The sequence below is a fragment of the Pectobacterium sp. IFB5596 genome (assembly GCF_021432585.1).
GTDB classification, from domain to species: Bacteria; Pseudomonadota; Gammaproteobacteria; order Enterobacterales; family Enterobacteriaceae; genus Pectobacterium; species Pectobacterium punjabense.
Window position 1 is genome coordinate 330,078 of sequence record NZ_LXFY01000012.1, and the last position, 25,945, is coordinate 356,022.

General features: G+C 51.1%; 24 protein-coding genes. 9 read left to right on the top strand and 15 right to left on the bottom strand.

Annotated elements, in window-relative coordinates; genetic code table 11:
• Window positions 1-77 precede the first annotated feature (77 nt).
• Both panE and yajL read left to right on the top strand, forming a co-directional pair.
• Window positions 78-986 carry a 2-dehydropantoate 2-reductase gene (gene panE, locus A6301_RS11270; RefSeq protein WP_234257793.1) on the top strand — a complete coding sequence of 303 codons (909 nt, stop codon included), beginning with the start codon at window positions 78-80 and terminating at the stop codon, window positions 984-986.
• Complete coding sequence (yajL, locus tag A6301_RS11275; RefSeq protein ID WP_205541495.1) at window positions 949-1,539, top strand: protein deglycase YajL; 591 nt, start codon at window positions 949-951, stop codon at window positions 1,537-1,539. The genes panE and yajL overlap by 38 nt, the downstream gene beginning before the upstream one ends.
• Before the next feature lie 217 nt (window positions 1,540-1,756).
• Here the strand turns inward: yajL and thiI are convergent, their stop codons facing one another.
• On the bottom strand, window positions 1,757-3,205 hold the full coding sequence (gene thiI / locus A6301_RS11280) for a tRNA uracil 4-sulfurtransferase ThiI (RefSeq protein WP_205541493.1): 1,449 nt from the start codon (window positions 3,203-3,205) through the stop codon (window positions 1,757-1,759).
• 253 nt (window positions 3,206-3,458) lie between these two features.
• Between thiI and xseB the strand changes: the two genes are divergently transcribed.
• From xseB to dxs, 3 genes are read left to right on the top strand one after another with little or no spacing between them, the layout of a single operon-like run.
• Window positions 3,459-3,707 (top strand): exodeoxyribonuclease VII small subunit, encoded by a 249-nt coding sequence (gene xseB / locus A6301_RS11285; protein WP_107170900.1) that lies wholly within the window; start codon window positions 3,459-3,461, stop codon window positions 3,705-3,707.
• A complete protein-coding gene (gene ispA / locus A6301_RS11290) occupies window positions 3,704-4,615 on the top strand; it encodes a (2E,6E)-farnesyl diphosphate synthase (RefSeq protein WP_215483115.1) in 912 nt (303 codons plus the stop codon). Before xseB ends, ispA begins: the two co-directional genes overlap by 4 nt.
• A gap of 17 nt (window positions 4,616-4,632) precedes the next feature.
• Entirely contained in the window at window positions 4,633-6,498 is a 1,866-nt protein-coding gene (gene dxs / locus A6301_RS11295; protein ID WP_205541490.1) for a 1-deoxy-D-xylulose-5-phosphate synthase, read from the top strand.
• Window positions 6,499-6,632: 134 nt separating this feature from the next.
• On the opposite strand, the gene thiL is transcribed toward dxs, so the two are convergent.
• The 5 genes from thiL to nrdR form a co-directional block, all read right to left on the bottom strand.
• Entirely contained in the window at window positions 6,633-7,613 is a 981-nt protein-coding gene (gene thiL / locus A6301_RS11300) for a thiamine-phosphate kinase (RefSeq protein ID WP_107170903.1), read from the bottom strand.
• A gap of 68 nt (window positions 7,614-7,681) precedes the next feature.
• Window positions 7,682-8,101 (bottom strand): transcription antitermination factor NusB, encoded by a 420-nt coding sequence (gene nusB / locus A6301_RS11305; protein ID WP_010282066.1) that lies wholly within the window; start codon window positions 8,099-8,101, stop codon window positions 7,682-7,684.
• 24 nt (window positions 8,102-8,125) lie between these two features.
• Window positions 8,126-8,602, bottom strand: a complete 477-nt coding sequence (gene ribE, locus A6301_RS11310) for a 6,7-dimethyl-8-ribityllumazine synthase (protein WP_107170904.1) — start codon at window positions 8,600-8,602, stop codon at window positions 8,126-8,128.
• Between the two features lie 188 nt (window positions 8,603-8,790).
• Window positions 8,791-9,927, bottom strand: a complete 1,137-nt coding sequence (ribD, locus tag A6301_RS11315; protein WP_107168824.1) for a bifunctional diaminohydroxyphosphoribosylaminopyrimidine deaminase/5-amino-6-(5-phosphoribosylamino)uracil reductase RibD — start codon at window positions 9,925-9,927, stop codon at window positions 8,791-8,793.
• A gap of 34 nt (window positions 9,928-9,961) precedes the next feature.
• Complete coding sequence (gene nrdR, locus A6301_RS11320; RefSeq protein WP_005975999.1) at window positions 9,962-10,411, bottom strand: transcriptional regulator NrdR; 450 nt, start codon at window positions 10,409-10,411, stop codon at window positions 9,962-9,964.
• 209 nt (window positions 10,412-10,620) lie between these two features.
• Between nrdR and A6301_RS11325 the strand changes: the two genes are divergently transcribed.
• On the top strand, window positions 10,621-11,190 hold the full coding sequence (locus A6301_RS11325; RefSeq protein ID WP_107168823.1) for a DUF3251 domain-containing protein: 570 nt from the start codon (window positions 10,621-10,623) through the stop codon (window positions 11,188-11,190).
• Between the two features lie 75 nt (window positions 11,191-11,265).
• On the opposite strand, the gene secF is transcribed toward A6301_RS11325, so the two are convergent.
• The 5 genes from secF to queA all read right to left on the bottom strand — a co-directional run bounded on the left by secF (window position 11,266) and on the right by queA (window position 16,877).
• The gene (gene secF, locus A6301_RS11330; RefSeq protein WP_051906119.1) at window positions 11,266-12,177 is read right to left on the bottom strand and encodes a protein translocase subunit SecF; all 912 of its coding nucleotides are present in this window, start codon (window positions 12,175-12,177) and stop codon (window positions 11,266-11,268) included.
• A gap of 72 nt (window positions 12,178-12,249) precedes the next feature.
• Window positions 12,250-14,097 carry a protein translocase subunit SecD gene (gene secD / locus A6301_RS11335; RefSeq protein ID WP_205541485.1) on the bottom strand — a complete coding sequence of 616 codons (1,848 nt, stop codon included), beginning with the start codon at window positions 14,095-14,097 and terminating at the stop codon, window positions 12,250-12,252.
• A 27-nt stretch (window positions 14,098-14,124) separates the two neighbouring features.
• Complete coding sequence (gene yajC / locus A6301_RS11340; protein WP_010282033.1) at window positions 14,125-14,457, bottom strand: preprotein translocase subunit YajC; 333 nt, start codon at window positions 14,455-14,457, stop codon at window positions 14,125-14,127.
• Window positions 14,458-14,566: 109 nt separating this feature from the next.
• Entirely contained in the window at window positions 14,567-15,712 is a 1,146-nt protein-coding gene (gene tgt / locus A6301_RS11345; protein ID WP_107168821.1) for a tRNA guanosine(34) transglycosylase Tgt, read from the bottom strand.
• A gap of 97 nt (window positions 15,713-15,809) precedes the next feature.
• Entirely contained in the window at window positions 15,810-16,877 is a 1,068-nt protein-coding gene (gene queA, locus A6301_RS11350) for a tRNA preQ1(34) S-adenosylmethionine ribosyltransferase-isomerase QueA (RefSeq protein ID WP_234257794.1), read from the bottom strand.
• Between the two features lie 132 nt (window positions 16,878-17,009).
• Between queA and A6301_RS11355 the strand changes: the two genes are divergently transcribed.
• The 3 genes from A6301_RS11355 (at window position 17,010) to A6301_RS11365 (ending at window position 20,153) form a co-directional block, all read left to right on the top strand.
• The gene (locus A6301_RS11355; RefSeq protein WP_107168819.1) at window positions 17,010-17,591 is read left to right on the top strand and encodes an ACP phosphodiesterase; all 582 of its coding nucleotides are present in this window, start codon (window positions 17,010-17,012) and stop codon (window positions 17,589-17,591) included.
• A gap of 474 nt (window positions 17,592-18,065) precedes the next feature.
• Window positions 18,066-18,668 carry a peroxiredoxin C gene (locus A6301_RS11360; protein ID WP_025918784.1) on the top strand — a complete coding sequence of 201 codons (603 nt, stop codon included), beginning with the start codon at window positions 18,066-18,068 and terminating at the stop codon, window positions 18,666-18,668.
• 210 nt (window positions 18,669-18,878) lie between these two features.
• Window positions 18,879-20,153: a mechanosensitive ion channel family protein gene (locus A6301_RS11365; protein WP_234257795.1), complete on the top strand. Its 1,275-nt coding sequence runs from the start codon at window positions 18,879-18,881 to the stop codon at window positions 20,151-20,153.
• A 171-nt stretch (window positions 20,154-20,324) separates the two neighbouring features.
• Here A6301_RS11365 and proY read toward each other — a convergent pair whose 3' ends face one another.
• The 4 genes from proY to A6301_RS11385 form a co-directional block, all read right to left on the bottom strand.
• Complete coding sequence (gene proY / locus A6301_RS11370; protein ID WP_205541479.1) at window positions 20,325-21,701, bottom strand: proline-specific permease ProY; 1,377 nt, start codon at window positions 21,699-21,701, stop codon at window positions 20,325-20,327.
• A gap of 141 nt (window positions 21,702-21,842) precedes the next feature.
• Window positions 21,843-23,162: a branched-chain amino acid transport system II carrier protein gene (gene brnQ, locus A6301_RS11375; protein WP_205541477.1), complete on the bottom strand. Its 1,320-nt coding sequence runs from the start codon at window positions 23,160-23,162 to the stop codon at window positions 21,843-21,845.
• Between the two features lie 482 nt (window positions 23,163-23,644).
• Complete coding sequence (locus A6301_RS11380; RefSeq protein ID WP_107168815.1) at window positions 23,645-24,751, bottom strand: cobalamin-independent methionine synthase II family protein; 1,107 nt, start codon at window positions 24,749-24,751, stop codon at window positions 23,645-23,647.
• Window positions 24,752-24,992: 241 nt separating this feature from the next.
• Window positions 24,993-25,931: a PstS family phosphate ABC transporter substrate-binding protein gene (locus A6301_RS11385; RefSeq protein ID WP_234257796.1), complete on the bottom strand. Its 939-nt coding sequence runs from the start codon at window positions 25,929-25,931 to the stop codon at window positions 24,993-24,995.
• Between the last annotated feature and the right edge of the window lie 14 nt (window positions 25,932-25,945).

Here is a 25,945-nt window from a genome sequence, read left to right on the forward strand (position 1 = left end):
ATAGCACAAGATCGTGACATGAATGATAGCCTATGATGGCAGAACGACAGCGCCCGCATCAAATAAGGGAGACGTACATGAAAATCACCGTTCTTGGCTGTGGTGCGCTAGGCCAACTTTGGCTCGCAGCGTTGCATCAGCAAGGGCATGATGTCCAGGGATGGCTCCGCGTTCCGCAACCGTATTGTGCGGTCAATGTCACCATGCTGGACGGCCAGCACTGTAATCTCAATCTGACAGCTAACGATCCCGATCACCTTGCCCAGAGCGAGTTGCTGCTGGTCACGCTAAAAGCCTGGCAGGTCTCCGATGCCGTTACCATACTGTTGCCCCAGCTCAACCCGCATTGCACGATTCTGCTATTACATAACGGCATGGGTACACAGGAAGAATTACCGCGGTTACTACAGCCGCTGGTGATCGGAATCACCACCCATGCCGCACGGCGCGACGCAAACAACGTTGTACACGTTGCCGCAGGCACGACGCACATAGGGACGTTTAACGGCGACAGTAGTCAAAGTCATTTAGCTGAAATACTCCATCAGGCTTTACCTGATGTGGCCTGGCATAGCAATATCAGCGCGACCTGCTGGCTGAAGCTGGCGGCTAACTGCGTCATCAATCCGCTAACAGTGAAATATCACTGCACCAATGGCGAACTTGCCGCCTATCCAGAACCGATCGCTTCACTTTGTCAGGAAGTAGCCGATGTTATGGAACGAGAGGGCTTCCATACATCGCAAGACAGTCTACTGCTCTACGTGAATCAAATTATTCAGAACACCGCAGCAAATACCTCATCAATGTTGCAGGACGTCATCGCTCAGCGACATACCGAAATTGACTACATTACCGGGTATTTACTGCACCGCGCACGTCTTCACGGCCTGACGCTCCCCGAAAATGCCCGCCTGTTTGACTACATTAAGCAAAAGGAAAACGATTATGACCGCATCGGCACTGGTGTGTCTGGCACCTGGTAGTGAAGAAACTGAAGCCGTCACGACCATCGATTTGCTTGTCCGCGCGGGTATTCAGGTCACGCTTGCCAGCGTAGCCAGCGATGGCAATCTTGAAATCGTCTGCTCACGCGGGGTAAGGCTACTGGCGGATGCGCCGCTGGCTGCCGTCGCCGATCGGCCTTTCGATGTGCTGGTCTTACCAGGTGGACTGCAAGGCGCGGAATGCTTCCGCGATAGCCCAATACTGGTGGAGTGTATCAGACAGGCGCATCTGGAAGGAAAAATTGTCGCTGCGATGTGTGCAACGCCTGCGCTGGTGCTGGAATATCATCAGTTGTTCCCCGTCGGAAACATGACGGGCTATCCGGCGTTTAAGGATAAGATTGCGCCAGAAAAATGGATGGAAAAACGTGTCGTCTACGATCCGCGCGTGAATCTGTTAACCACACAAGGACCGGGCACCAGCATGGATTTCGCCTTGAAGATGATTGATTTGCTACTGGGAAAAGAAAAAGCTGCTGAAGTCGCCGCACAGCTCATCCTGCCACCGGGTATTCATAACTATCGTGATTAACGTAGAGGAAAAAGGCGCTTACGCGTGTTCGATACGGCGATAAATCTATTTGAGGAACGAAAACGGTGATAATGGAATAGAAGAGTAAAGCGTCCGCGCCAGGGATGGCGCGGCTCGAGCTTACAGGGAGGTACTTGCAGCGTCTTTACGATCTATCCATTAACACCGCTCGGCGCACTTTGTCAGAAAGTCTAAGGCGCTTACGCGCCTTTCTATATTACGGACGGTAGACCTTCACATTGCTAAAACCTTGCTCACGTAGGTATAGCGCCTGCAAGCGGCTCATCACGCCGCGCTCGCAGTAAAGCAGGTAGGTTTTGCTCTGATCCAAATCGCCAAACTGCGTACCCAGCTTGTAGAACGGTAAGGATTTGATTTCGATCTGATCCAGCTCCAGCGGCTTATCATCCTGTTCATCCGGCGAGCGGATATCCAGCAGTACGTCGGTTGGTGCAAATGAGGCAACCGTTTCGACTTCAACCACGTCTTGCTTGGTCTGCTCGGCGATCTCACGAATATCAATATTCCGCGCTTCGCTCACCACACGATCCAGAATAGCGAAATCAAAATGCCCTTCTTCGGCCTCAATCTTCGCTTTTACCGCCTTCACCGTCGGGCTTTTGGAGATCACACCGCAGTATTCCGGCATCGTTTTAGCGAAATCTTCCGTCCCCAGCTCGCGAGCCTGTTTAATAATGTGCTCTTTATCATGAGAAATCAGCGGGCGCAAAATCAGGGTATCGGAAGCATTGTCGATCAAGCGCAGGTTAGTCAGCGTCTGGCTGGAAACCTGCCCTAGCGCTTCGCCAGTCACCAACGCCTGAACGCCATAACGCTCAGCTATTTTGGAGGCCGCACGCACCATCATGCGCTTCAAAACAACACCCATCTGGCCGTCGTCAACCTTCTCCAGAATTTCACCGACAACGGGATCGAAATCGATAGCAATAAAACGCACCCGGTGCGAACTACCAAATCGATTCCACAGGTAATGTGCCACCTGTTTCACCCCAATCTCGTGCGCCGCACCGCCAAGGTTGAAGAAACAGTAATGCACGCGGCACCCTCGGCGCATCAACATGTAGCTGGACACACCAGAATCGAAACCACCAGAAATGAGAGACAGTACATCTTCCTGCGTACCGATCGGATAGCCGCCGATCCCTTCATAGCGGCCTTTAATCAGCAGCAGACGATCCTGCTCGATTTCCAGATTTACAGTGATCTGCGGAGAAGTGAGATTGACTCGCGCCGTTTCAATGTGCTGATTCAACCCGCCGCCAACATAGCGTTCCACATCCTGTGAGCTAAATTCATGCTTACCGCGGCGTTTCACTCGCACACAAAACGTCTTGCCTTCCAGTTGTTCACGGTACAGCGCCAACGCTTGTTCAAAGATGTTGTGCACATCAGTATAGGCATGATCTTCAACTTCCAGAATATGGTGAATACCCGGAATTCTCGTCAGCGCATCACGAATCGCGCCACGCTGGCTTTCGTCTTTGGCCCGAACTTCGATATGATCCCAGTGACGGACAACCGCCAGCGTTTCATCATAGTGTTTTAATACGTTGCGAATGTTTCCGGTTAGAATCTTGATAAAGCGCAACCGCACAGATTGGCTCTTGATGGTGATTTCCGGGAACAATTTAATGATAAACTTCATGGTGGCTGTCGTTACTTGGTCAGACAGGTGTAAATAAATTTACCCTGAGCACTAAAATCACGTTATCGGTAAAATCAGCCAGAACAGAGATGATTTTACCAATAGCATCCAGGGCGCGGAGTATATCATTATATGCAGATATACTGTGCGTTTTAACCGTATAATCGTCACGCCATCCACGGATGACTAAACGCAATACCACGCTTTGCCGCTACAAGCCAACGGCGTATAACACCAGGATTCTGAAACCACTATGCCTAAGAAGACCGAGCAGCCAGTCAGCTTTGAAAGCTCGCTGAACGAACTGGAAAAAATCGTTACCCGCCTCGAATCAGGTGAACTGCCGCTGGATGATGCGCTAAATGCGTTCGAACATGGCATCCAGCTCGCTCGTCAGGGACAGCAAAAGCTGCAACAGGCCGAACAACGCGTACAAATCCTGCTGAGCGACGATCCCGATGCACCACTGTCACCATTTACGCCAGATAATGAGTCGCTATGACCGATTTCAGCACGCAACTGAATGCGCATTACCAACGTACTAACCGTATGTTGGGGCACTTCATCGCCGCTCTCCCCTTTCAGAGTAGTCCACTGGTCAATGCAATGGAGTATGGCTCACTCTTAGGTGGCAAACGCCTGCGTCCATTTCTGGTTTATACTACTGGCGAACTGTTTGGCATGCCGCTAGAGAGCCTGGATGCCCCAGCAGCGGCAGTAGAATGTATCCATGCCTATTCATTGATTCATGATGATCTGCCAGCAATGGACGACGATGATTTACGCCGCGGACAACCGACCTGCCACATCAAATTTGGTGAGGCCAACGCCATTCTGGCAGGTGATGCACTGCAAACGCTGGCATTCTCTATTCTGACCGATGCGCCGATGCCGCAGGTTTCTGACCGCGATCGGCTGGCAATGATCTCAGAATTAGCGCAGGCAAGTGGCGTAGCAGGCATGTGCGGCGGTCAGGCTTTTGATCTGGAAGCGGAAGGCCATCAGGTCGATTTAGCTGCGTTAGAGCGAATTCATCGCCACAAAACGGGAGCCTTGATCCGCGCCGCAGTCCGACTGGGCGCATTCGCCGCGGGTGACGCAGGGCGTGCAGCTTTACCGCACTTGGATCGTTATGCTAACGCGATTGGGCTCGCCTTTCAGGTTCAGGACGATATTCTCGATGTTGTTGGCGACAGCGCGACAACAGGCAAACGTCAGGGTGCAGACCAACAGTTAGGTAAAAGCACCTACCCCAGCCTGCTGGGGTTAGATAACGCACGAAAAAAAGCACAGGAGCTTTATCAGGAATCACTGGCATCGCTGGACGATCTCGTTGCATCTAGCTCTACGTCCCTGAATATTGCACCACTACAAGCGCTGGCGAATTTCATCGTTGAACGCGATAAGTAATTACCTAATGAGTCTCTATGAGTTTTGATACCGCGAAGTACCCTACATTAGCGTTAGTGGAAACACCGGATGAACTTCGACTGTTGCCGAAAGAGAGCCTGCCAGCACTGTGCGATGAACTGCGCCAATATTTGCTAGATAGCGTCAGCCGTTCAAGCGGACATTTTGCTTCAGGGTTGGGGACAGTTGAATTGACGGTTGCGCTACACTACGTCTACAACACCCCTTTCGATCATCTGGTGTGGGATGTTGGTCATCAGGCTTATCCGCATAAGATCCTGACGGGCCGTCGCGATCGTATTTCAACGATCCGCCAAAAAGGCGGTCTGCACCCCTTTCCGTGGCGTGATGAAAGTGAATATGACGTATTAAGCGTCGGGCATTCATCCACCTCCATCAGTGCTGGACTGGGCATGGCCGTCGCAGCCGAGCGTGAAGGAAAAGGCCGTCGTACGGTTTGTGTGATTGGTGACGGCGCGATTACTGCGGGCATGGCCTTTGAGGCGATGAACCACGCAGGCGACATCAAATCCGATCTGCTGGTGGTGCTAAACGACAATGAGATGTCGATTTCGGAAAACGTCGGTGCATTGAACAACCATCTGGCGCAACTGCTATCCGGCAAGCTTTATGCCAGTTTACGTGAAGGCGGTAAAAAGGTGTTATCCGGCTTGCCTCCAATCAAAGAGCTGGTGAAACGCACCGAAGAACACCTTAAAGGCATGGTCGTTCCAGGTACGCTATTTGAGGAGCTCGGCTTTAACTATATCGGCCCAGTCGATGGTCATGACGTTCAGGCTCTGGCGCATACGCTGAAAAATATGCGTAATCTGAAAGGCCCTCAGCTTCTGCACATCATGACGAAGAAAGGCAAAGGGTACGCCCCCGCCGAGCAAGATCCGATCAGCTGGCACGCCGTGCCAAAATTCGATCCCGCCAGCGGCACATTGCCAAAAAGCAAAGAAGGCGCACAGCCAACCTATTCCAAGATCTTCGGCCAATGGTTACAAGAAACTGCCGCCAAAGACAGCAAGCTCATGGCGGTCACACCAGCAATGCGTGAAGGCTCCGGCATGGTGCAATTTTCCCGCGACTATCCGCAACAATATTTTGACGTGGCGATTGCCGAGCAGCATGCTGTAACGTTTGCTGCTGGTCTGGCCGTCGGTGGCTATCATCCCGTCGTCGCCATTTACTCTACTTTCCTGCAACGTGCTTACGATCAGGTTATCCACGATGTGGCGATTCAGAATCTACCGGTTCTGTTTGCGATCGATCGCGGTGGTATTGTTGGTGCAGACGGGCAAACGCATCAGGGTGCATTCGATCTCTCTTTCTTACGCTGTATCCCGAATATGGTCATTATGACACCCAGCGATGAAAATGAATGTCGTCAGATGCTGCACACCGGCTACCACTACCAGAAAGGCCCTACAGCGGTGCGTTACCCGCGTGGAAACGGTACGGGTACGGAACTGGCGCCATTATCAGAACTGCCAATCGGTAAAGGTGTGGTGCGTCGTCAGGGTGAAACGATCGCTATTCTGAATTTTGGTACGCTATTACCGGAAGCGCAGATTGCGGCTGAGAAATTGAACGCCACGCTCGTCGACATGCGTTTTGTGAAACCGCTAGATGAAGCGTTACTTGAAGAGTTGGCACAGTCTCACAGCACATTCGTGACGCTGGAAGAGAACGCAGTCATGGGCGGTGCCGGGAGCGGCGTAAATGAATTCCTGATGGCGAAACGCCTTGCCATCTCGGTGCTGAACATCGGGCTACCAGATGTATTTATCCCGCAAGGTTCGCAGGAAGAGATCCGTGCCGACTTCGATCTGGATGCCGCTGGCATCGAGCGAAAAATTATACAGTGGACGAAATAAGAAACTATCGGCAACCGGGGCGACACATAGCCCCGGTGCAATGACACAGTAGAGTCGCCAGCAGCAAATGCCACGGATTACCCAACCATAAGCGGAGTTTTGTTACAACAGAACCCTTCGTTTTGTTCGCGGGGTCAGTCTTGTTCGCTAAAATGGTCATACCCTTTCCAGCTCAACTCGGTCACTTTATTATCTATGAAAAAGCGTAACCCTTCGGATGAAGGCCCGATTTGCCCGATACAGGTATAGTCAGCGCCGAGATGCCCCAAGGCAAGTTCCAGCGCACCACGGTTAATTTCCGGCACGGTAAAGCACAGCTCATAGTCTTCGCCGCCAGATAGTGCCCAGCGCAACGCCTGTTCTTCGTCCGTGCAGCTTCGCAACCAATCAGATTGTGGAATCGCATCCAGATGAATACGTGCACCACACTCGCTGGCTTTAAGTATATGCTGTAGATCGGAGATGAGACCGTCGGAAAGATCGATGGCGGAACTAGCCAGATCGCGCAGCGCCTGCCCTTGCAAAATTCTAGGCTGAGGACGAAGATGACGCTGAATCAATCCCTGACGCGTGCCCTCATCATCAACATGCAGTGAATTCTGGAGGATAGCCAGACCGGCAGCGCTATCGCCTAATGAACCGGTAACATAAATCCAGTCGCCAATTCTCGCCCCGCGACGCGTCAATGCCCGTCCCACAGGCACCAGACCATGGATAGTCAATGTCAGGCTCAATGGACCACGCGTCGTATCGCCGCCTACCAACTGCATGCCATAATAATCAAGCAGCTCAAACAAGCTGTCGCTATAGGCGGACAGCCACTGGCTGTTGCTTTTAGGTAGAGTAATAGCCAGAGAAAGCCAGGCAGGATCGGCACCCATTGCAGCCAGATCGCTTAAATTGACCGCCAGAGATTTGTAACCTAGATCGGCGGGATCGATATCAGGTAGGAAATGAACGCCAGATACGAGTGTGTCGGTACTCACCGCCAACATCTGCTTATCTGCCACCGTCAGTAACGCGCAGTCATCGCCAATGCCTAACTCAACATCGCGACGTGAACTTCGAACCCGATTAAAATAGCGGGCAATAAGGTCAAACTCACCTTCAACCATAACCTTTCCAGCCAGCCTATCATTCAAAAGCGATCAGGGCCGGATATCCGGCCCTGATGCGATTCATTTTACTTCTTGCCTTTCCGTACACTCGGAGCAGCTTTATCTAGCACGCCATTCACAAACTTATGGCTATCTTCAGCACCGAAGATTTTAGCCAGTTCGATGGCCTCGTTAATCGCCACTTTGTAAGGAACATCTTCGCGCTTGCTCAGCTCAAACATAGCCAAACGCAGAATCGCTTTTTCAACCTGTCCCAATTCCTCGATCTGGCGAGACAGGAAAGGTGCCATCAGTTGGTCCAGCTTCTCAGCTTGAGTGGCAACACCCGCCAGCAATTCACGGAAATAGGTAATGTCGACATCTTTGACATCCTGCTCGCTCAGGAATTGGTGTTCAACATCGGCAATATCATTTTTAGATAATTGCCAGGAGTAAAGCGCTTGAACCGCACATTCACGAGCGCGGCGACGAGCAGCAGGTTTCACGGAATTCCCCTTACTTAATCAGGCTTACTTAATCGCTTTCAATACATTAATCATTTCTAGCGCGGTCAAGGCGGCTTCTGCACCTTTGTTCCCCGCTTTCGTGCCAGCACGCTCAATCGCCTGTTCAATGCTTTCCGTCGTCAGAACGCCGAAAGCAACAGGAATTTCGCTATCCATCGCAACGGAGGACAAGCCTGAGCTACATTCACCAGCAACAAATTCAAAATGCGCTGTTCCACCGCGAATGACCGTTCCCAGAGCAATAACGGCATCATACCCGCCATTTTTCGCACTTTTGGTCAGCGCACGAACCGTCAATGGCAGTTCGTAAGCACCCGGCACCCAAACAACGGTGATATTTTCGTCTTTAACCTGACCGATGCGTTTCAATGCATCAACCGCACCTTCCAGCAGGCTATCGTTAATAAAATGGTTAAAACGCGCAATCGCAATCGCCACACGGGCATCAGGAGTAGCAACAACACCTTCGATAACGTTCATAGCTTTCCTTGTATTTGGTCTTTATGGCCCGCAGGGGGGCGGATTCTATCATAATTTTTGTTGGCACGTATCCGGTTTTGTCAGGCCTGTGCCACGTATTTACATATGTATACCCGTCATACTTCAAGTTGCATGTGCGTTGTTCAAACATTAACGTTTGTCCTGAAACTTGAATTATTTAGGGTATATCAGAATTTGGGTCTCAGGCGTAATCGCAAATCTGGACCAATCTGGCGAACCTCTACGATGTCAAATTCCGGTGCCTGAGACAGTTGATCTAGCCCTGGCAAGAGGCATAGCGAACGGGCATTTTCACCCAGTAGTTTGGGGGCAAGATAAACGATGAGTTCATCAACGACACCGGCATTAAGCAACGCCCCGGCCAAACTCGCTCCAGCTTCAACCCAGACAGAGTTAATCTGACGTCTTCCCAACACCATCATCAGTGCCACCAGATCAACACCGCCATTGTGCTGCGGTAGCATGACTTGCTCAACGCCCTGCGGCCATATCTGTTCATCTGCTTGAACACGCGCCAGCCAGGTCTCACCCGGTTGGCTAATAACACGATGTTGCGGCGTGACCCGCTGCTTGCTGTCCACAATCACCCTAATGGGCTGCCTGAGATCGGCTTCGGAATAGCGCTTCTGGACATCAGCATCCAGTTCTGACCACCGTACAGTAAGAGAAGGATCGTCGGCCAATACCGTCGCGCTGCTGCTTAGAATCGCCGCACTCTCGGCACGAAAACGCTGTACATCCTGCCGTGCCTGCGGTGACGTAATCCACTGGCTTTCTCCCGACGCCATCGCAGTACGCCCATCCAAAGACGCCGCCATTTTGAGCTGCACATAAGGAAAACCCGTCCGCATACGTTTCAGGAAGCCAACATTGACTTTCTCTGCTTCAGCCATCATCACGCCATGGCTAACGGTAATCCCTGCTTGCTGTAAGCGATGCAAACCACGACCAGCAACCTGCGGGTTGGGGTCCTGCATCGCGGCCACCACGCGGGAAACGCCAGCCGCAATCAACGCATCGGCACAAGGCGGCGTTCGTCCATGGTGGCTGCACGGTTCCAGTGTGACATAGGCCGTCGCATCACGTGCGCGCTCTCCCGCCATTCTCAGCGCATGTACCTCAGCATGGGGTTCACCCGCACGGAAATGGTAGCCTTCACCGACAATTTCACCATCACGCACGATCACACAGCCAACATTGGGGTTAGGTGCCGTCGTAAAACGGCCACGACGCGCCAGCTCTAACGCACGCGCCATGTAGAATTCATCCTGCGGCAAGTGACCGTTTTCCTGAAAAGCGCTCATTCCGACCCTCTTATCTCTTTCAAATCGACGCGTCTTAATCCTGCAAACGCGCAATCTCTTCGCCAAATTCGCGGATATCTTCAAAACTCCGGTACACCGAGGCAAACCGGATATAAGCCACTTTATCCAGCTTTCTCAACGCCTCCATTACCAGGTTGCCTACCATTTTGGTAGTCACCTCACGTTCTCCGGTCGCACGGAGATGAGATTTTATATGATTAATCGCCATTTCGACGTCATCAGAACTCACTGGCCTTTTTTCCAGCGCTTTCAACATCCCGCTACGCAATTTGTCTTCATTAAACGGCTCGCGCACTTCATTGCTTTTGATGACTCGCGGCATCACCAGTTCAGCCACTTCAAACGTGGTGAAGCGTTCATGACAAACCAGACACTGCCGACGACGACGGACTTGAGAACCTTCGCCGACCAGACGGGAATCAATGACTTTGGTATCAACAGCGGAACAAAATGGGCAATGCATGATGTGTCCTGACCAGTAATCCTTAACGTAAAGACAGTTTACCCTGAATTAACGGACTAACCAAAACTCCTGATTCACGTTGCGAAGGGTTTCGCATCTCTTCCGGTAAGCGGATGAAAAAAGCTGTCTCACCTATGACTTAGACTTAATCACAGCTAAACTCAGCAACAGGGATCAATGAATAAGACATCGAAAGGGGAACCACAGATATGAGAACCCGATATCGCGTACTGACCTTCCTGCCAGCGCTATTATTGCTAGCGGGGTGCGCCGAACAGCGCCAGATGCCCAAATTGCAGAATCAGATAGGTCAGCTAAACCACCAGTTACAAACGCTAACCGATCAGGCCACGGCGTTGGAGCGGCAAAATGCGTTGAATTCCCAATCTACCTCTGGTGTTTATTTACTGCCGGCTGCGCAGACGAGCATACCGTTAGAAAGCAGTATTGGCAGGCTCAGTGTCTCGTTACGCAATATAGAGACTGAAGCGAACGGAACCAGCGCGTTGTTACACATTCGCACGCTTGATGCGAAGGGATTACCCGCCTTTGGCGCACAGTTGGACTGGGGACGACTCGACCCCGTTAGCGGTAAACCTTTAGCAGGGGATACGCAAACACAGTCCTTTGTTGTCTCACCCACATTGTTACCCAAAGCTGAAGCGATTATTGAATTGCGTCTGAGTGGTTTGTCGCCGGAAGAACTTGGCTTTGTTCGTTTACATCAGGTCCAGGAAATACAGGCTCCGCCGCCTGTTGCCGCCACCGAGTCCCCTTAGTAAACACATTTCCCAACGCTAAGATGCAAAAAACCCCGCAGCGACGCGGGGTTTTTCATGTTTACCGTCAGCAGATTAAGGCAGGATAGACGGTTGGTCCGCCCCTTCTTTTTCCACTTTCTGAACGATCAAGTGTTCACGCTTCATACCCAGTTTCAGCGCCAGAGCAGAAGAAACATAGATAGAAGAGATCGTCCCGATGATCACACCAATAAACATCGTTAACGAGAAGCCATGCAGCAGGGCTCCACCGAAGACCATGAGGATCACGATCATCGCCAACGTGGTCGCTGATGTAATAATGGTACGGTGCAGCGTCTGTGTCAGAGAAATGTTGGTAATTTCGTAAGGTGTGCCACGGCGAACCTTGCGGAAGTTCTCACGAATACGGTCAGATACCACGATCTTATCGTTAAGCGAATAACCAATTACCGACATCAGTGACGCAATGATCGTTAGGTCGATCTCAATAGAGAACAAAGACAGCAGACCCATCGTGATGATCGCATCGTGCGCCAAAGCCAGCACGGCACTCATCGCCAGACGCCATTCAAAACGAAAACCGATATAAATAAGGATAGCAATCAACGCAGACAGCAGCGCCAATGCGCCCGCCTGTGCCAAATCACTCCCCACGCTCGGCCCGACAAACTCAATACGTTTCACCGTCGCATGCTGCTGGAAGGTATCGTTCACTACCTTCAGCACTTTGTTACCGAGCGCTTCGTTCTCGCTGCCAGAAACCGGTGGCATACGTACCATCACGTCACGGCTGCTACCGAAATTCTGCACCTGCGGCTCTGAAAACCCAGAGGTCTCTAATGAACTACGCAGGACATCGAGATCGATCGGTTTCTCAAGGTTAATCTCAATGACCGTACCACCGGTAAAATCGAGTCCCCAGTTGAAACCACGTACACCCATAATCGCAATAGACGCGATAATCAGCAGACCGGAAATGACAAATGCCAATGTGTCCCAGCGCATGAAATCATGGACTTTACGCCCATGATTGAGTTGTTCAATGTTGTATTCCTGTTCCTGTGCCACAACGCACTCCTAGATAGACAGCTTGTTGATACGTTTACCGCCGTAAAGCAGGTTAACGATGGCACGAGTACCGACGATCGCCGTAAACATTGAGGTCGCAATCCCAATCGCAGTCGTGATAGCAAACCCTTTGATAGAACCGGTACCAACCGCATACAGGATGATGACTTTAATCAACGTCGTGACGTTCGCATCAACAATCGAACTGAATGCACCTTTGTAGCCCTCATGAATAGCCTGCTGTATAGAGCGACCATTGCTGAGTTCTTCTTTGATACGTTCGTTAATAAGTACGTTAGCATCGACTGCAACCGCCAGTGTAAGCACGATACCCGCGATACCCGGCATAGTTAGCGTCGCGCCTGGTAGCAGAGACATCACGCCGACAATCAACACCAGGTTAGCAACCAATGCACTGGTCGCGATGACGCCAAACTTCTTGTAGAAGAAGACCATGAAGAGGATCGACGCGATCAAGCCCCACAAACAGGCTTCCAGACCCTGAGTGATGTTTTGCATCCCCAACGTTGGCCCAATAGTACGTTCTTCCACAATCTGGATCGGTGCAATCAGCGCACCCGCACGCAGCAGCAGAGAAAGCTGACGCGCTTCATTTGGGTTATCAATGCCGGTAATACGGAAGCTGTTACCCAGTCGCGACTGAATCGTCGCTACGTTGATGACTTCTTCGTGTTTTTCCAGTATCGAACGGCCCGTCGCATCTTTCTTACCGCTGTCTTTATATTCCACGAACAGCGTCGCCATCAGCTTGCCGATACTGTCTTTGGTGAAGTTGGACATGGTGTTGCCACCCGCGCTGTCCAGAGAAATATTCACCTGAGGACGGTTGTATTCGTCATTGCTTGATGTTGAGTCAGTGATGTGATCACCCGTCAGAATGACGCGTTTGAGCAGCACAACGGGTGAACCGTCACGCATATTCTTCACTTCGGAATCGCCCGGCACGCGGCCGTTCGCCGCTGCGGTCGCATCAGCATTACTGTTGACCAGGCGGAATTCCAGCGTAGCGGTGGCACCAAGAATTTCTTTCGCGCGCGCCGTGTCCTGGATACCCGGTAACTCAACAACGATACGATCGGCGCCCTGACGCTGTACTAGCGGTTCGGCGACACCCAGTTGGTTCACACGGTTACGCAGGATATTGATGTTCTGCTGTACGGCGTATTCACGTGCTTCACGCAGACGTTCATCAGACATCACTGCACGTAGCAGGTTGCTACCGCTGCTGCTGAGAACCAGATTACGGTGACGAGTCGTCAGATAGTTGATGCCCTCATCACGCGTTTGAGCATCACGGAAACGAATTTCGACGCCGTAATTATCAATTTTACGCACTGCGGCATAAGGGATGTTCTTCTCACGCAGATCGCTGCGCAAAGAGTCCATGGTTTGTTCTTGCAGTTTACCCAGCGCCGTATCCATATCCACTTCCATCAGGAAGTGAACGCCGCCGCGCAGGTCGAGCCCCAATTTCATCGGTTCAGCGCCTAACAACCGCAGCCACGTTGGCGTGGCGGGAGCAAGGTTAAGTGCGACGACGAATTTTTCGCCCAGCTCATTAACGAGCGCTTCGCGCGCGCGGAGTTGAACATCAGGGTTAGAGAAGCGAGCCAGGATTGCACCATTTTCCAATGCAATCGACTTACTGGTAATGTTTTGTTCTTTTAAGACATTCTGGACTTGGATCAGCGTCGTTTCGCTGGCGGCGGTTCCCCGCGCGCCAGTAACTTGTACCGCCGGATCCTCACCATATAGGTTAGGAAGTGCGTAGAGCAGGCCGACGAACAACACCACGACCAGCATCAGGTACTTCCACAAAGGATAACGATTTAACACGGCAGTTCCCTTCGGGAAAATCGGAAATTACAGGGCCTTAATCGTGCCCTTCGGCAGCACGGCAGCCACGAAATCACGTTTGATAACCACTTCATTGGTCTCGTTCAACGCAATAGCAATATAGCCAGTTTCGGACACTTTAGTCACGCGACCAACCAGACCGCCAGTCGTCAAGACTTCATCACCCTTGCCGATGGAATCCATTAACTTCTTGTGTTCCTTGGCGCGTTTTTGCTGAGGACGCAGGATCATAAAGTAGAAAATCAGACCAAAAACGGCCAGCATAATAACCAGAGAGTACGGGCTTCCCTGAGCCGGAGCGCCGGTTGCAGCTACAGCATCGGAGATGAAAAGACTCATTTAAATATCCTCTTTTTTGTCAAAAGATAAGCTATCAAAAAGATAAATTATCAACCTTACAATCGTAAAAACGCTTCACAGCAAAATGCTATTCATAGCAAACGGGCTGTCAGTTGCTTGCGGCAACGTCTTTTTCAGCAAGCGGCGGAATGGGTTTGCCTATCCGTTGGTAAAAATCCACCACAAAGTGCTCTAATTTACCCTCTTCAATGGCCTGACGTAAACCTGCCATTAAACGCTGATAATAACGCAAGTTATGAATGGTATTGAGTCGTGCTCCGAGTATTTCGTTGCAACGGTCAAGATGATGCAAGTAGGCGCGACTATAATTGCGACACGTGTAGCAATCACAGTGTTCATCCAGCGAGCTGACATCATCTTTATGCTTCGCATTACGGATTTTCACTACGCCATCAGTCACGAAAAGATGTCCGTTACGTGCGTTACGCGTTGGCATCACGCAGTCAAACATATCGACACCGCGACGTACACCTTCCACCAAATCTTCCGGCTTGCCCACGCCCATCAGATAGCGTGGTTTATCTTCTGGAATCTGTGGGCAAACGTGCTCCAGAATACGGTGCATGTCCTCTTTCGGTTCACCCACTGCCAAACCGCCCACAGCGTACCCATCAAAGCCAATGTCTACCAGACCTTTTACGGATACATCACGTAAATCTTCGTAAACACTACCCTGAATAATACCGAACAGCGCATTTTTATTCTCTAGTTCGTCAAAACGCTGACGGCTGCGTTTCGCCCAGCGCAGGGACATCTCCATAGAGCGCTTGGCGTAATCCCAATCGGCGGGGTACGGCGTACACTCATCAAAGATCATGACAATATCGGAACCGAGATCGTGTTGAATCTCCATCGATTTTTCCGGGCTAAGGAAAATCGAATCCCCGTTGATCGGGTTACGGAAATGCACGCCCTGCTCAGTAATTTTGCGAATATCGCCGAGGCTGAATACCTGAAAACCGCCAGAGTCCGTCAGAATAGGGCCGTGCCACTGCATGAAGTCATGCAGATCGCCGTGCAGTTTCATGATTTCCTGACCGGGACGTAGCCACAGATGGAACGTATTGCCGAGCAAAATCTGTGCGCCAGTCTCTTTCACTTCTTCCGGCGTCATGCCCTTCACCGTGCCGTACGTCCCCACGGGCATAAAAGCTGGGGTTTCCACCACGCCACGTTCAAAAATCAATCTGCCGCGTCGCGCACGGCCGTCTGTTGTTTGTAATTCGTACTTCACTTAACCTCCGGCATCAGAAAAACAGTCTGATGATAATGATGTATTAACGCCTGACAGAGCGTGGTCTGTGACGTTCCTCTTGAGCGGAAAGCAGGATTTATCCCACTTTTTCCTGTTCAGCCAGCGGGTTGTGCGTAATAAACATCGCATCACCGTAGCTGAAAAAACGATATTGCTCTGCCACCGCTTCACGGTAGGCAGACATCGTGTTCTGGTAACCGGCGAAGGCGGACACCAACATGATTAACGTCGATTCAGGCAAATGGAAATTAGTTACTAGCGCATCAATAACGCGGTAGTGATAACCCGGATAGATAAAAATTTTGGTATCGTCGAAAAATGGTGCAATCAGCGCATCCTGACTGGCCTGAGCGGCACTTTCCAGTGAACGTACCGAGGTGGTACCCACCGCGATCACGCGATTTCCCTGCGCCTTACATGCCAGAACAGCATCGACGACATCCTGCGGTACTTCAGCATATTCGGCGTGCATAATGTGATCTTCGATCGTATCGACGCGTACTGGCTGGAAAGTCCCGGCACCAACGTGCAACGTGACGAATGCCATTTCAATGCCTTTCTCGCGTAGCGCAGCTAACATCGGCTCATCAAAATGCAAACCTGCCGTCGGCGCCGCTACCGCCCCCGGACGCTGGCTATACACCGTCTGATATAGCTCACGGTCAGCGTCTTCATCAGGCCTATCGATGTAAGGTGGCAACGGCATATGGCCGATAGCATTCAGGATCGATAGAACATCGCGGGAGTCATCAAAATGCAGCTCAAATAGCGCATCGTGACGAGCCGCCATCGTGGCCTTGACGCTTTCATCATCGCCCAGCAACAGCTCCGTGCCCGGCTTTGGCGCTTTTGACGCGCGAACGTGCGCCAATACCCGACGTTCGTCCAGCACGCGTTCCACCAGCACTTCCAGTTTGCCGCCGCTGGCTTTACGACCAAACAGACGAGCAGGAATCACGCGCGTATTGTTGAACACCAGCAGATCGCCGGGATTCAGTTTATCCAGCAAATCGGTAAACACGCCGTGCGTCAGATTTCCCGTCGGCCCGTCCAGCGATAGCAGGCGGCACCCACTGCGTTCTGCTTGTGGATAATGGGCAATCAATGATTCAGGAAGTTCAAACGAAAAATCGGTAACACGCATGGCAATTCACTTAGCTGTTAATACATTAAAAATGGGCGGCCTAGTCTAGAGCCGCAAGCGCATGGCTGCAAGAAATAAGCATCTGAGTCGTGGAATGCATTATACCCAATAGAAAAGGTATATACTGTCACGATGAATTTTCTTGCACACCTTCATCTGGCCACGCTGGCCGACAGTTCCCTATTAGGTAATCTGATGGCGGACTTTGTTCGCGGCAACCCACAGGACAGCTACGCTGACGAGATTGTCGCGGGTATCCGACTGCATCGCCGCGTTGACTCGCTGACCGACAGCCTGCCAGAGGTCAAACAGGCACGTCAGTATTTCAGTGATGAATTTCGCCGCGTCGCTCCCATTACGCTAGATGTGCTGTGGGATCACTATCTTGCACGTCACTGGCTACAGCTGGTGCCCGATACGCCTTTACAGACCTTTATCGATGGCGCACAGTCACAAATCGAGCCTCATCTGGCACAAACTCCTGAACGCTTTCAGAACCTGAATCGCTATTTGTGGCCGGAACGTTGGATGACACGCTATGCGGAACTGCCGTTTATCGCCGATGTGCTGCACAGAATGTCAGTACGACGCCCGAAGCTGGCCGCGCTGTCCGGCTCGTTTCAGGACATCGAACAGCACTATCACCAATTTGAAATACTCTTCTGGCAATTTTATCCACGCATGATGCAATTAGCGAAAACGCAACGGCTGTGAGATCACAACTTTTCCGTTTTTCTACGCCACCTATACCTTAAATAATTCGAGTTGCGTGACAAAACGTGAGCGTTTTGAACAACGCTCTGCGTTGGTCCTTTAGGACAAGGCCATACGGCCTTGTAACGCGGCAACTGCGCGAGTCCCCAGGAGCTTACTCAGGTAAGTGACTGGGGCGAGTAAGGACAAATCGGCTTGGCCGATTTGAACGCCGCTTGCGGCGGCCCTTCAGGGCAAGGCTCAGAGATGAGCCGAGTATTGCCAACGCACAAGCAGCTTGAAGTATGACAGGGATATTGTCCTTTCGATTAAAAGGGTTAATATAATTTATTGAAAGGAAATAGCGATGAGTTCAATAGACAAAAGCTATCTCATTGATTGGTCTCTTTGCCTGTATTCACTCAGACAGAATCCCTATACTGATCGCTGTTTTTTATATCTTCCGATCATTAACCGCTATCTACAGGAGTAATTATGGTCCTGGTAACTCGTCAAGCCCCAGACTTTACCGCAGCTGCCGTTTTAGGCAGTGGCGAAATCGTCGAAAATTTCAACCTGAAGAAGCACATCAACGGTAAAGCAGCCGTGATTTTCTTCTGGCCGATGGACTTTACCTTCGTTTGCCCATCAGAACTGATTGCTTTCGATCACCGCTATGCCGAGTTCAAGAAACGTGGCGTAGAAGTGGTTGGTGTTTCTTTCGATTCCGAGTTTGTTCACAATGCATGGCGTAAAACCCCTGTAGACAAAGGCGGCATCGGTGAAGTGCAATATGCGATGGTTGCTGACATTAAGCGCGAAATCCAGAAGGCCTACGGCATTGAGCACCCAGAAGCCGGTGTTGCACTGCGTGGTTCTTTCCTGATCGACAAAAGCGGTGTGGTTCGCCATCAGGTCGTTAACGATCTACCGCTGGGTCGTAACATTGATGAAATGCTGCGTACCGTTGACGCACTGCAATTCCACGAAGAGCACGGCGAAGTCTGTCCGGCACAGTGGGAAAAAGGGAAATCAGGTATGGGCGCGTCACCAGATGGCGTAGCGAAATACCTGTCTGAAAACGCAGACAAGCTGTAATCCCTCATCGTTGCCCTCATGGGCAATGTGATAATCAAGCCAGTTGCTATGCGACTGGCTTTTTTTTCGCGATGTTTCTCTCATCGATCTTCTCACTGCTCTCCTTCGCGATCCCAAAAAATACAAAAGGTTGACTCGCTGCGCTAAATCCTTAGCCTTAACGTCACATCGTGTTAACGCACGACAGATTGATGGAATAAAGGAGAACACATGCAACAAAACCTCGCGCTGTGGCTAAGAGAAGCAGAGATACAACACGCTGGCATCATTGCATTACTGATTGTTCTTGGGCTGATATTGCTCATTTCTGCCGTCATTCACCTGATTTTGCATCAGGTTGTGTTGAAACGGATGGTTCTACGCTCACTCAATAAACCAGGAAAGAGCGAAGGACACGGGTGGAAGCAGGCGCTGACGCAGCACAACTTGTTTAACCGGCTCGCCTTCCTGCTGCAAGGGGTGATCCTGAATATTCAGGTCTTTGTGTGGCTGCCTTCGCAAAGTGAAACCCGTGAAGCGCTCATCATCTGCTCTCAAGTGTGGATCATGATTTTTGCGCTGCTGTCTCTGTTCTCGCTACTCGATGTGCTGCTCAATGTTTCCGCACGAACCAAAGTCGCCGCTCAATTGCCGCTGCGCGGTATCTTCCAGAGTCTGAAACTGATCGCCACCATCGTCATCAGTATCATGGTGGTATCACTGCTCATCGGGAAATCACCGCTGATTCTGATTAGTGGTTTAGGTGCCATGGCCGCCGTGCTGATGTTGGTGTTCAAAGATCCGATTATGGGACTCGTGGCAGGAATCCAGCTTTCCGCTAACGATATGTTGACACTGGGAGACTGGCTCGAAATGCCGAAATATGGCGCTGACGGTGCCGTTATCGACATCGGGCTGACAACGGTAAAAGTGAAAAACTGGGACAATACTGTCACCACCATTCCCACCTATTCGCTGGTGTCCGACTCCTTCAAAAACTGGCGTTCGATGTCGGAATCAGGGGGACGGCGCATAAAGCGTAGCATCAATATCGATACCACCAGCGTACATTTCATGACGGAAGACGAACAGGCGCGATTGCTGCGCAGCAAGTTACTATCGGCTTATATTCAGAATAAGAAGAGTGAGTTAGAGCAGCACAATGCACAGTCCGATTCTGACCTGACATCACCGCTGAACGGTCGTCGTCTAACCAATCTGGGGACGTTCCGCGCCTATCTTCAGGTTTACCTGCGTACCCATCCGGGGATTCATAAAGGAATGACGCTAATGGTACGGCAGCTTGCACCAACGTCTGAAGGGGTACCGCTGGAAATTTATGCGTTTACCAACACCACCGCCTGGGTCGACTATGAAAGTATTCAGTCTGACATTTTCGACCATATCTTTGCGATTCTGCCCGAGTTCGATCTCCGCATTCATCAGACACCAACTGGTCACGATATGCGAATGATGGCGCAGCAGATGACGGCTCCGAAAGCCTAGAAATAGGCTCAAAAAAAGCCATCCAACGGAAATAATGCCATCGTTTAAGCATAGAGATACACGGGGCGACCACAGGGGTGAGGTGTTCCTGCGGAAACCTCCCCCTGTGTTTCCCCTAATAACGGGCTGTGGTGACCAGCATTACTCCAACCGGAGCGCCAAGCGGCTAACTTAATTCTGTGCCGCTACCGCGTTCTGACGCTTCTTCTTCCAGACATAGCCCACTAAAAGCAGCACTATCCAGATAATACCGACATACAGCGACACGCGCGTGTCCGGGAAGTAGCCAATTAATCCGATGATGAAGAACAGGAAGATAATGCCGAACACAGAGGTCGCGATACCGCCGCGCAACGGGAACGCCAGCGCCTTCACTTCATCCGGGCTCAGACGGCGACGGAAGGCGATCTGGGAAAACAGAATCATGATCCACACCCACACCGTCGCAAAGGTAGCCAGTGAGGCAATCACCAGGAAAACCTTGCCGGGCATAATGTAGTTCAGGTACACCGCCACTAGCAGCGCCATCATCATCACGACCACCGTTACCCACGGAATGCCACGTTTGGAAATGCGGCTAAACACTTTCGGTGCATGCCCCTGCTCCGCCATCCCGTGTAGCATACGGCCGACGCCGAAGACGTCACTGTTAATCGCCGACAGCGACGCGGTAATCACAACAAAATTCAGAATACCTGCCGCCGCCGTAATACCCATATGCTGGAACGTTAACACAAACGGGCTACCGTTGGTGCCTACCTGATTCCACGGGTAAATCGACATAATGACGAATAGCGTACCGACATAGAACACCAGAATACGCCAGGGTACAGAGTTAATCGCGCGAGGGATGGATTTATGCGGGTCTTTGGCCTCACCGGCGGTGATCCCAATGATCTCCACGCCGCCATAAGCAAACATCACCAGCTGTAGCGATAGAATCATCCCCATTACACCATTACTGAAGAATCCGCCATTGCTCCATAGATTATGGATACCGGTAGGTTCTCCGCCGTTGCCAATCCCCCAAACGATAATGCCGATTCCAGCAACGATCATGATGATAATGGTGGCAACTTTGAAGAAAGAGAGCCAAAACTCCAGTTCACCAAACGCTTTTACATTCATCAGGTTGATGGCACCGATGATGAGCACCACGCTCAAGACCCACACCCAATGCGGCACCGCAGGGAACCAGACGCCCATGTAGATACCAAACGCGGTCACATCGGCAATGGCGACAATCAGCATCTCAAAGCAGTAGGTCCAGCCGGTGATATAGCCCGCCAGTGGACCGAGATAATCCTGCGCATAGCGAGAAAACGAGCTGGATTGCGGGTTATGCACCGACATTTCACCCAAGGCGCGCATGATGATATATGCGACAATCCCACCAATCAGGTAAGCCAGCAACACGCTGGGGCCAGCCATTTGGATCGCGCTAGCGGAGCCATAAAACAGGCCGGTTCCGATCGCCGAGCCAAGGGCGATAAAGCGGATATGCCGCGTGCTTAACCCACGCTTGAGCTTGGAAGATGGTTGTTCCATTGATAAGCAACCCTGTCTTAATAAGAGAAAAACATTACAAAAAGAAAAACCACAGGCAAATACCTGTGGTGCAGAAACCTAACGCCGTGCTGGAACAGTAGGATACCCCTACCGCCCCAGCGCTATCAGGTCTTAACGATATTATTGATGTACCGTAACTTCCTGACGACCACACAGTCTGTCGTAAATCACTGCAACCAGTAAAATCAGCAGCGACGGTGGCAACCAGGCCAATCCTTGCTCACTCAGTGGCAGATTGAGGCTCCACTCTGGCAACAGCGATTTGAAAGCCGATGATTTTACACCATCAATCATGCCAAATAACAGGCTGACTAGCATGACGGGAGCCACAATACGCGAAGCGCTATTCCACCAACGCAGCGTAAAACTCAGTAAAACCAGAATGATACACGGTGGGTAAATCGCCGTCAGTACAGGAATGGAAAGTTGGATTAAATGGCTCAAACCCAAGTTGGACACCACCATCGAGAACGTTCCCAACACAAATACCAGCGTGCGATAGGACAACGGCAGATATTGTGCAAAGAATTCAGCACACGCACAGGTCAATCCCACCGCCGTCACCAGACACGCGATAAAGATTAGCAACGCCAGGAAGCTGCTTCCCATGTTACCGAACGTGTGTTGCACATAAGCATGGAGGATCTCTGCCCCGTTCAGCGCCTGCGGCACCAGTTCGCCGCTGACAGAACCAAGCTGGAACAGGCTCAAATAGACCAACGTCAGGCCAATACCTGCAATTAACCCAGCCCACACGGTATAACGCGTCAGCAGTACTGAGCTTGTCACTCCACGTGAACGCGCCGCATTGACGATCACGATACCAAAGACCATTGCGCCCAGCGTATCCATCGTCAGATAGCCGTTAACGAAACCATTGGAAAACGGCAGATGCTCATATGCCTCTGTCGCGGGAATTGGCGTACCCGCAGGCCACAGCACTGCGGCAATACCCAATACCGCCAGAGCGATGATCTTCAACGGCGCCAGCACATGGCCGACCGTATCCAGCAGTTTGCCCGGATACAGAGAAATCGCGATGACAATAGCAAAATAAATCAGGCTATAAATCAACAGAGGAGACGCGCCATTACCAACCAAAGGAGCCAAGCCGACTTCAAACGAAACGGTTGCCGTACGCGGCGTCGCGAACAGTGGCCCAACAGCCAGATAGCACACGGTAGCCAAGACTACACCGGCCTTTTTACCAATCGGCGAGCTTAACGCATCAACGCCGCCGCCAACCCGAGCAAGCGCAATGACAGTTAGTACAGGTAGGCCAACCGCTGTCAGCAAGAAGCCGATTGCCGCAGTCCAAACATGCTCTCCTGCCTGCAATCCCACCATAGGCGGGAAAATAATATTTCCAGCCCCCACGAATAAAGCAAAGGTCATAAAACCTAATGCCACAATATCTTTGGAAGTTAAACGATGGCTCATAGTTATGTCGTGTTGCCTGTATCAAATCGATAAAAAGGAAATCGTGTCGTTTATCGCCGCCAGAAGCCATCCGCAAATGAGTAGCCCGAAGCATGATGCCAACACTCTGGCGACGCGAAAGATGGCGGTCATATACTAGGAGTTATTTTTTGAACAGCCATATTGGGTGCTAAGTAAACCGTTTATAGCGTAAAAAGACAAGCGGAGATCTAAAAACCAGAGTATCTATCCTTTCTATACTAAAAAATAAGGATATAAATTGGTTTATACTGATTTGCATGACACATGATTTGCGCATTTATCGATATTTCATTGCGATAAAACTGACAAAAAACGACATAAAATGCGTTGTTCGATCATAAAAAAAACATATTGCACAAAAACGTCGCAGATAGAAAGCGGGATAACAGCCACAAAAAAGGCCGGATCGTACGATCCAGCCTCGGTATATCCATTATAGGGATAAGGTTACTTCATCGGTGTCACCACACGCGATTAGCAATATCCACAACAAGCCTCAGCTTATTCCACTGCTGCTCTTCCGTCAGGCTGTTGCCCTCTTCCGTTGAAGCAAAGCCACACTGCGGGCTCAGGCAAATCTGGCTGAGATCGACATACTTTGCCGCTTCCGCGATGCGTGCCTGCACAACCTCAGCGTCTTCCAGCTCGCCGTTCTTCGTGGTGATCAGCCCTAGCACAACCTGCTGATGACCCGGTTTCACAAAACGCAGCGGTTCAAAGCCCCCCGCTCGCTCGGTATCGTATTCCAGGAAGAATGCATCGACGTTCACCTCACCAAACAGAATTTCTGCAACAGGTTCATACCCGCCTTCAGAAATCCAGGTCGAACGGAAATTGCCACGACAAACGTGTAAACCGATAACCAGATCGGCTGGTTTATCAGCCAGCGCTTTATTCAGGACATCGGCATAGGTCCGTGCCAGCTGTGCTGGATCTTCACCACGTTCTCGGATCTGGCGTTTTTGATCGTCAGAGCACAAATAGGCCCACACGGTGTCATCCAGTTGTAGGAAGCGGCAACCCGCATCATAAAATGCGTGGATCGCATCGCGCCAGGTTTGCGCCAAATCGTCAAAGTAGTCAGCCAGATCGGGATAAACTGTCGCATCAATCGCTTTTCGTCCGCCGCGGAAATGCATAACGCTTGGGCTAGGAATCGTCATTTTAGCAACTGCATCACCAGAAATGCTGTTCAGGTAGCGGAAATGATCGAGCATTGGGTGTTGGGGATTAAAACTCACTTTATCCACGACACGAATCGCATGGGATTTGGTCTGAATACCGTTGAATTGAATACCGTGATCGGCTTCGTAACGCTCTACACCGTGCAAGTCGGCAAAGAAGTCAAAGTGCCACCAGGCACGACGCAGCTCACCGTCCGTCACTATCTTCAAGCCCGCTTCACGCTGCTTGTCTACCACCCGCAGAATCTCACGATCTTCAATATTCCGCAGCGCGACATCATCAATCTCGCCCGCCTGATGCTGAAGACGAGCCTGCTTAATCGCAGCCGGACGCAAGAAACTGCCGACGATATCGGCACGGAAAGGGGATAAGGTATTCGCCATCTGTCGCTCCTGACATGTTACCAGCACCTATCTTTAGGAAAGAAACGTACTGGCAGATAGTTTCAATATGAAATATTTGCCCAGAGGGATAGTTACATTTAATCTTATTTAGCCATCTGGACGTCTAAATTTAAAGCTATCCTGTCACGTGGCGAATCACAGGGCAATAGAAGATTTTTCACATCACATGAATAAAATTCACGTAGCGTGAAAATAGCGCAAATTCATGATGGAAGAGACATTATTCAGGCAAGCCAATCTGCTGTCTCGCCTGACGACGCGTTTCTTCTGGCAGCGGCAAATAACCATCCTGATTCACCAGCGACTGCCCCGTTTCGGACAGCACACGGGCTAAAAATGCCGCTGTCAGCGCTTCCAGGGGTTGACTGGGCGCTTTGTTGACATAGACATAGAGATAACGGGTGTAGGGATACAAACCGCTGCGGATATTTTCCGTCGAAGGATAAATATAATCGGTGCCTTGAGCAGCTAATGGCAACATCTTCACGCCGCTAGTACGAAAGCCCACGCTGGCGTAACCAATCGCATCAGTTGATGCCGCAACCGCTTGTACCACGGACGCCGAACCGGGTAATTCATTAACTTGAGGAAGGAAATCGCCGCGGCATAGCGCTTTTTGTTTAAAGAACCCATAGGTTCCTGAGGCAGAATTTCGCCCATAGCGTAGTAACGTCCGTTTCTCCCAGCTACCGCGTAAGCCGAGGTCGCCCCACTGTTTTATCGGCTGCTGATTACCACAGCGCTGCGTAATCGAAAAGATAGCATCCAACTGTGACAAGTTTAATCCAGACAGAGGGTTATCCTGATTAACCAACACGACTAGCGCATCCATCGCCACAGGCACCGCCAGCGGTGGATAACCGTAGTGCTGAACAAACGCCTCAATTTCGCTAGCTTTCATCGCCCTGCTCATCGGCCCAAGCTGGGCTGCCCCCGACGCCAGAGACGTCGGCGCAGACGATGAGCCAGCAGCCTGAATCTGTAAATTCACGTTCGGATAATGCTGACTGAAATCCGCCGCCCAAAAAGCCATCAGATTTGCCAACGTGTCCGACCCCGCGCTGGAGAGATTACCCGCCAACATCTGGCGGGGCTGCGCGGAGCAAAGCGCACTGAGCAGCAGTAAAAAAGCGACCGCGATACGTGTGGCGACTATCATGAATAACGTTTTCC

Coding starts and splice junctions, on each gene's coding strand:
- panE (WP_234257793.1), top strand. CDS start 78: ATGAAAATCACCGTTCTTGGCTGTGGTGCGCTAGGCCAACTTTGGCTC.
- yajL (WP_205541495.1), top strand. CDS start 949: ATGACCGCATCGGCACTGGTGTGTCTGGCACCTGGTAGTGAAGAAACT.
- thiI (WP_205541493.1), bottom strand. CDS start 3,205: ATGAAGTTTATCATTAAATTGTTCCCGGAAATCACCATCAAGAGCCAA.
- xseB (WP_107170900.1), top strand. CDS start 3,459: ATGCCTAAGAAGACCGAGCAGCCAGTCAGCTTTGAAAGCTCGCTGAAC.
- ispA (WP_215483115.1), top strand. CDS start 3,704: ATGACCGATTTCAGCACGCAACTGAATGCGCATTACCAACGTACTAAC.
- dxs (WP_205541490.1), top strand. CDS start 4,633: ATGAGTTTTGATACCGCGAAGTACCCTACATTAGCGTTAGTGGAAACA.
- thiL (WP_107170903.1), bottom strand. CDS start 7,613: ATGGTTGAAGGTGAGTTTGACCTTATTGCCCGCTATTTTAATCGGGTT.
- ribE (WP_107170904.1), bottom strand. CDS start 8,602: ATGAACGTTATCGAAGGTGTTGTTGCTACTCCTGATGCCCGTGTGGCG.
- ribD (WP_107168824.1), bottom strand. CDS start 9,927: ATGAGCGCTTTTCAGGAAAACGGTCACTTGCCGCAGGATGAATTCTAC.
- nrdR (WP_005975999.1), bottom strand. CDS start 10,411: ATGCATTGCCCATTTTGTTCCGCTGTTGATACCAAAGTCATTGATTCC.
- A6301_RS11325 (WP_107168823.1), top strand. CDS start 10,621: ATGAGAACCCGATATCGCGTACTGACCTTCCTGCCAGCGCTATTATTG.
- secF (WP_051906119.1), bottom strand. CDS start 12,177: ATGCGCTGGGACACATTGGCATTTGTCATTTCCGGTCTGCTGATTATC.
- yajC (WP_010282033.1), bottom strand. CDS start 14,457: ATGAGTCTTTTCATCTCCGATGCTGTAGCTGCAACCGGCGCTCCGGCT.
- queA (WP_234257794.1), bottom strand. CDS start 16,877: ATGCGTGTTACCGATTTTTCGTTTGAACTTCCTGAATCATTGATTGCC.
- A6301_RS11355 (WP_107168819.1), top strand. CDS start 17,010: ATGAATTTTCTTGCACACCTTCATCTGGCCACGCTGGCCGACAGTTCC.
- A6301_RS11360 (WP_025918784.1), top strand. CDS start 18,066: ATGGTCCTGGTAACTCGTCAAGCCCCAGACTTTACCGCAGCTGCCGTT.
- A6301_RS11365 (WP_234257795.1), top strand. CDS start 18,879: ATGCAACAAAACCTCGCGCTGTGGCTAAGAGAAGCAGAGATACAACAC.
- proY (WP_205541479.1), bottom strand. CDS start 21,701: ATGGAACAACCATCTTCCAAGCTCAAGCGTGGGTTAAGCACGCGGCAT.
- brnQ (WP_205541477.1), bottom strand. CDS start 23,162: ATGAGCCATCGTTTAACTTCCAAAGATATTGTGGCATTAGGTTTTATG.
- A6301_RS11380 (WP_107168815.1), bottom strand. CDS start 24,751: ATGGCGAATACCTTATCCCCTTTCCGTGCCGATATCGTCGGCAGTTTC.
- A6301_RS11385 (WP_234257796.1), bottom strand. CDS start 25,931: ATGATAGTCGCCACACGTATCGCGGTCGCTTTTTTACTGCTGCTCAGT.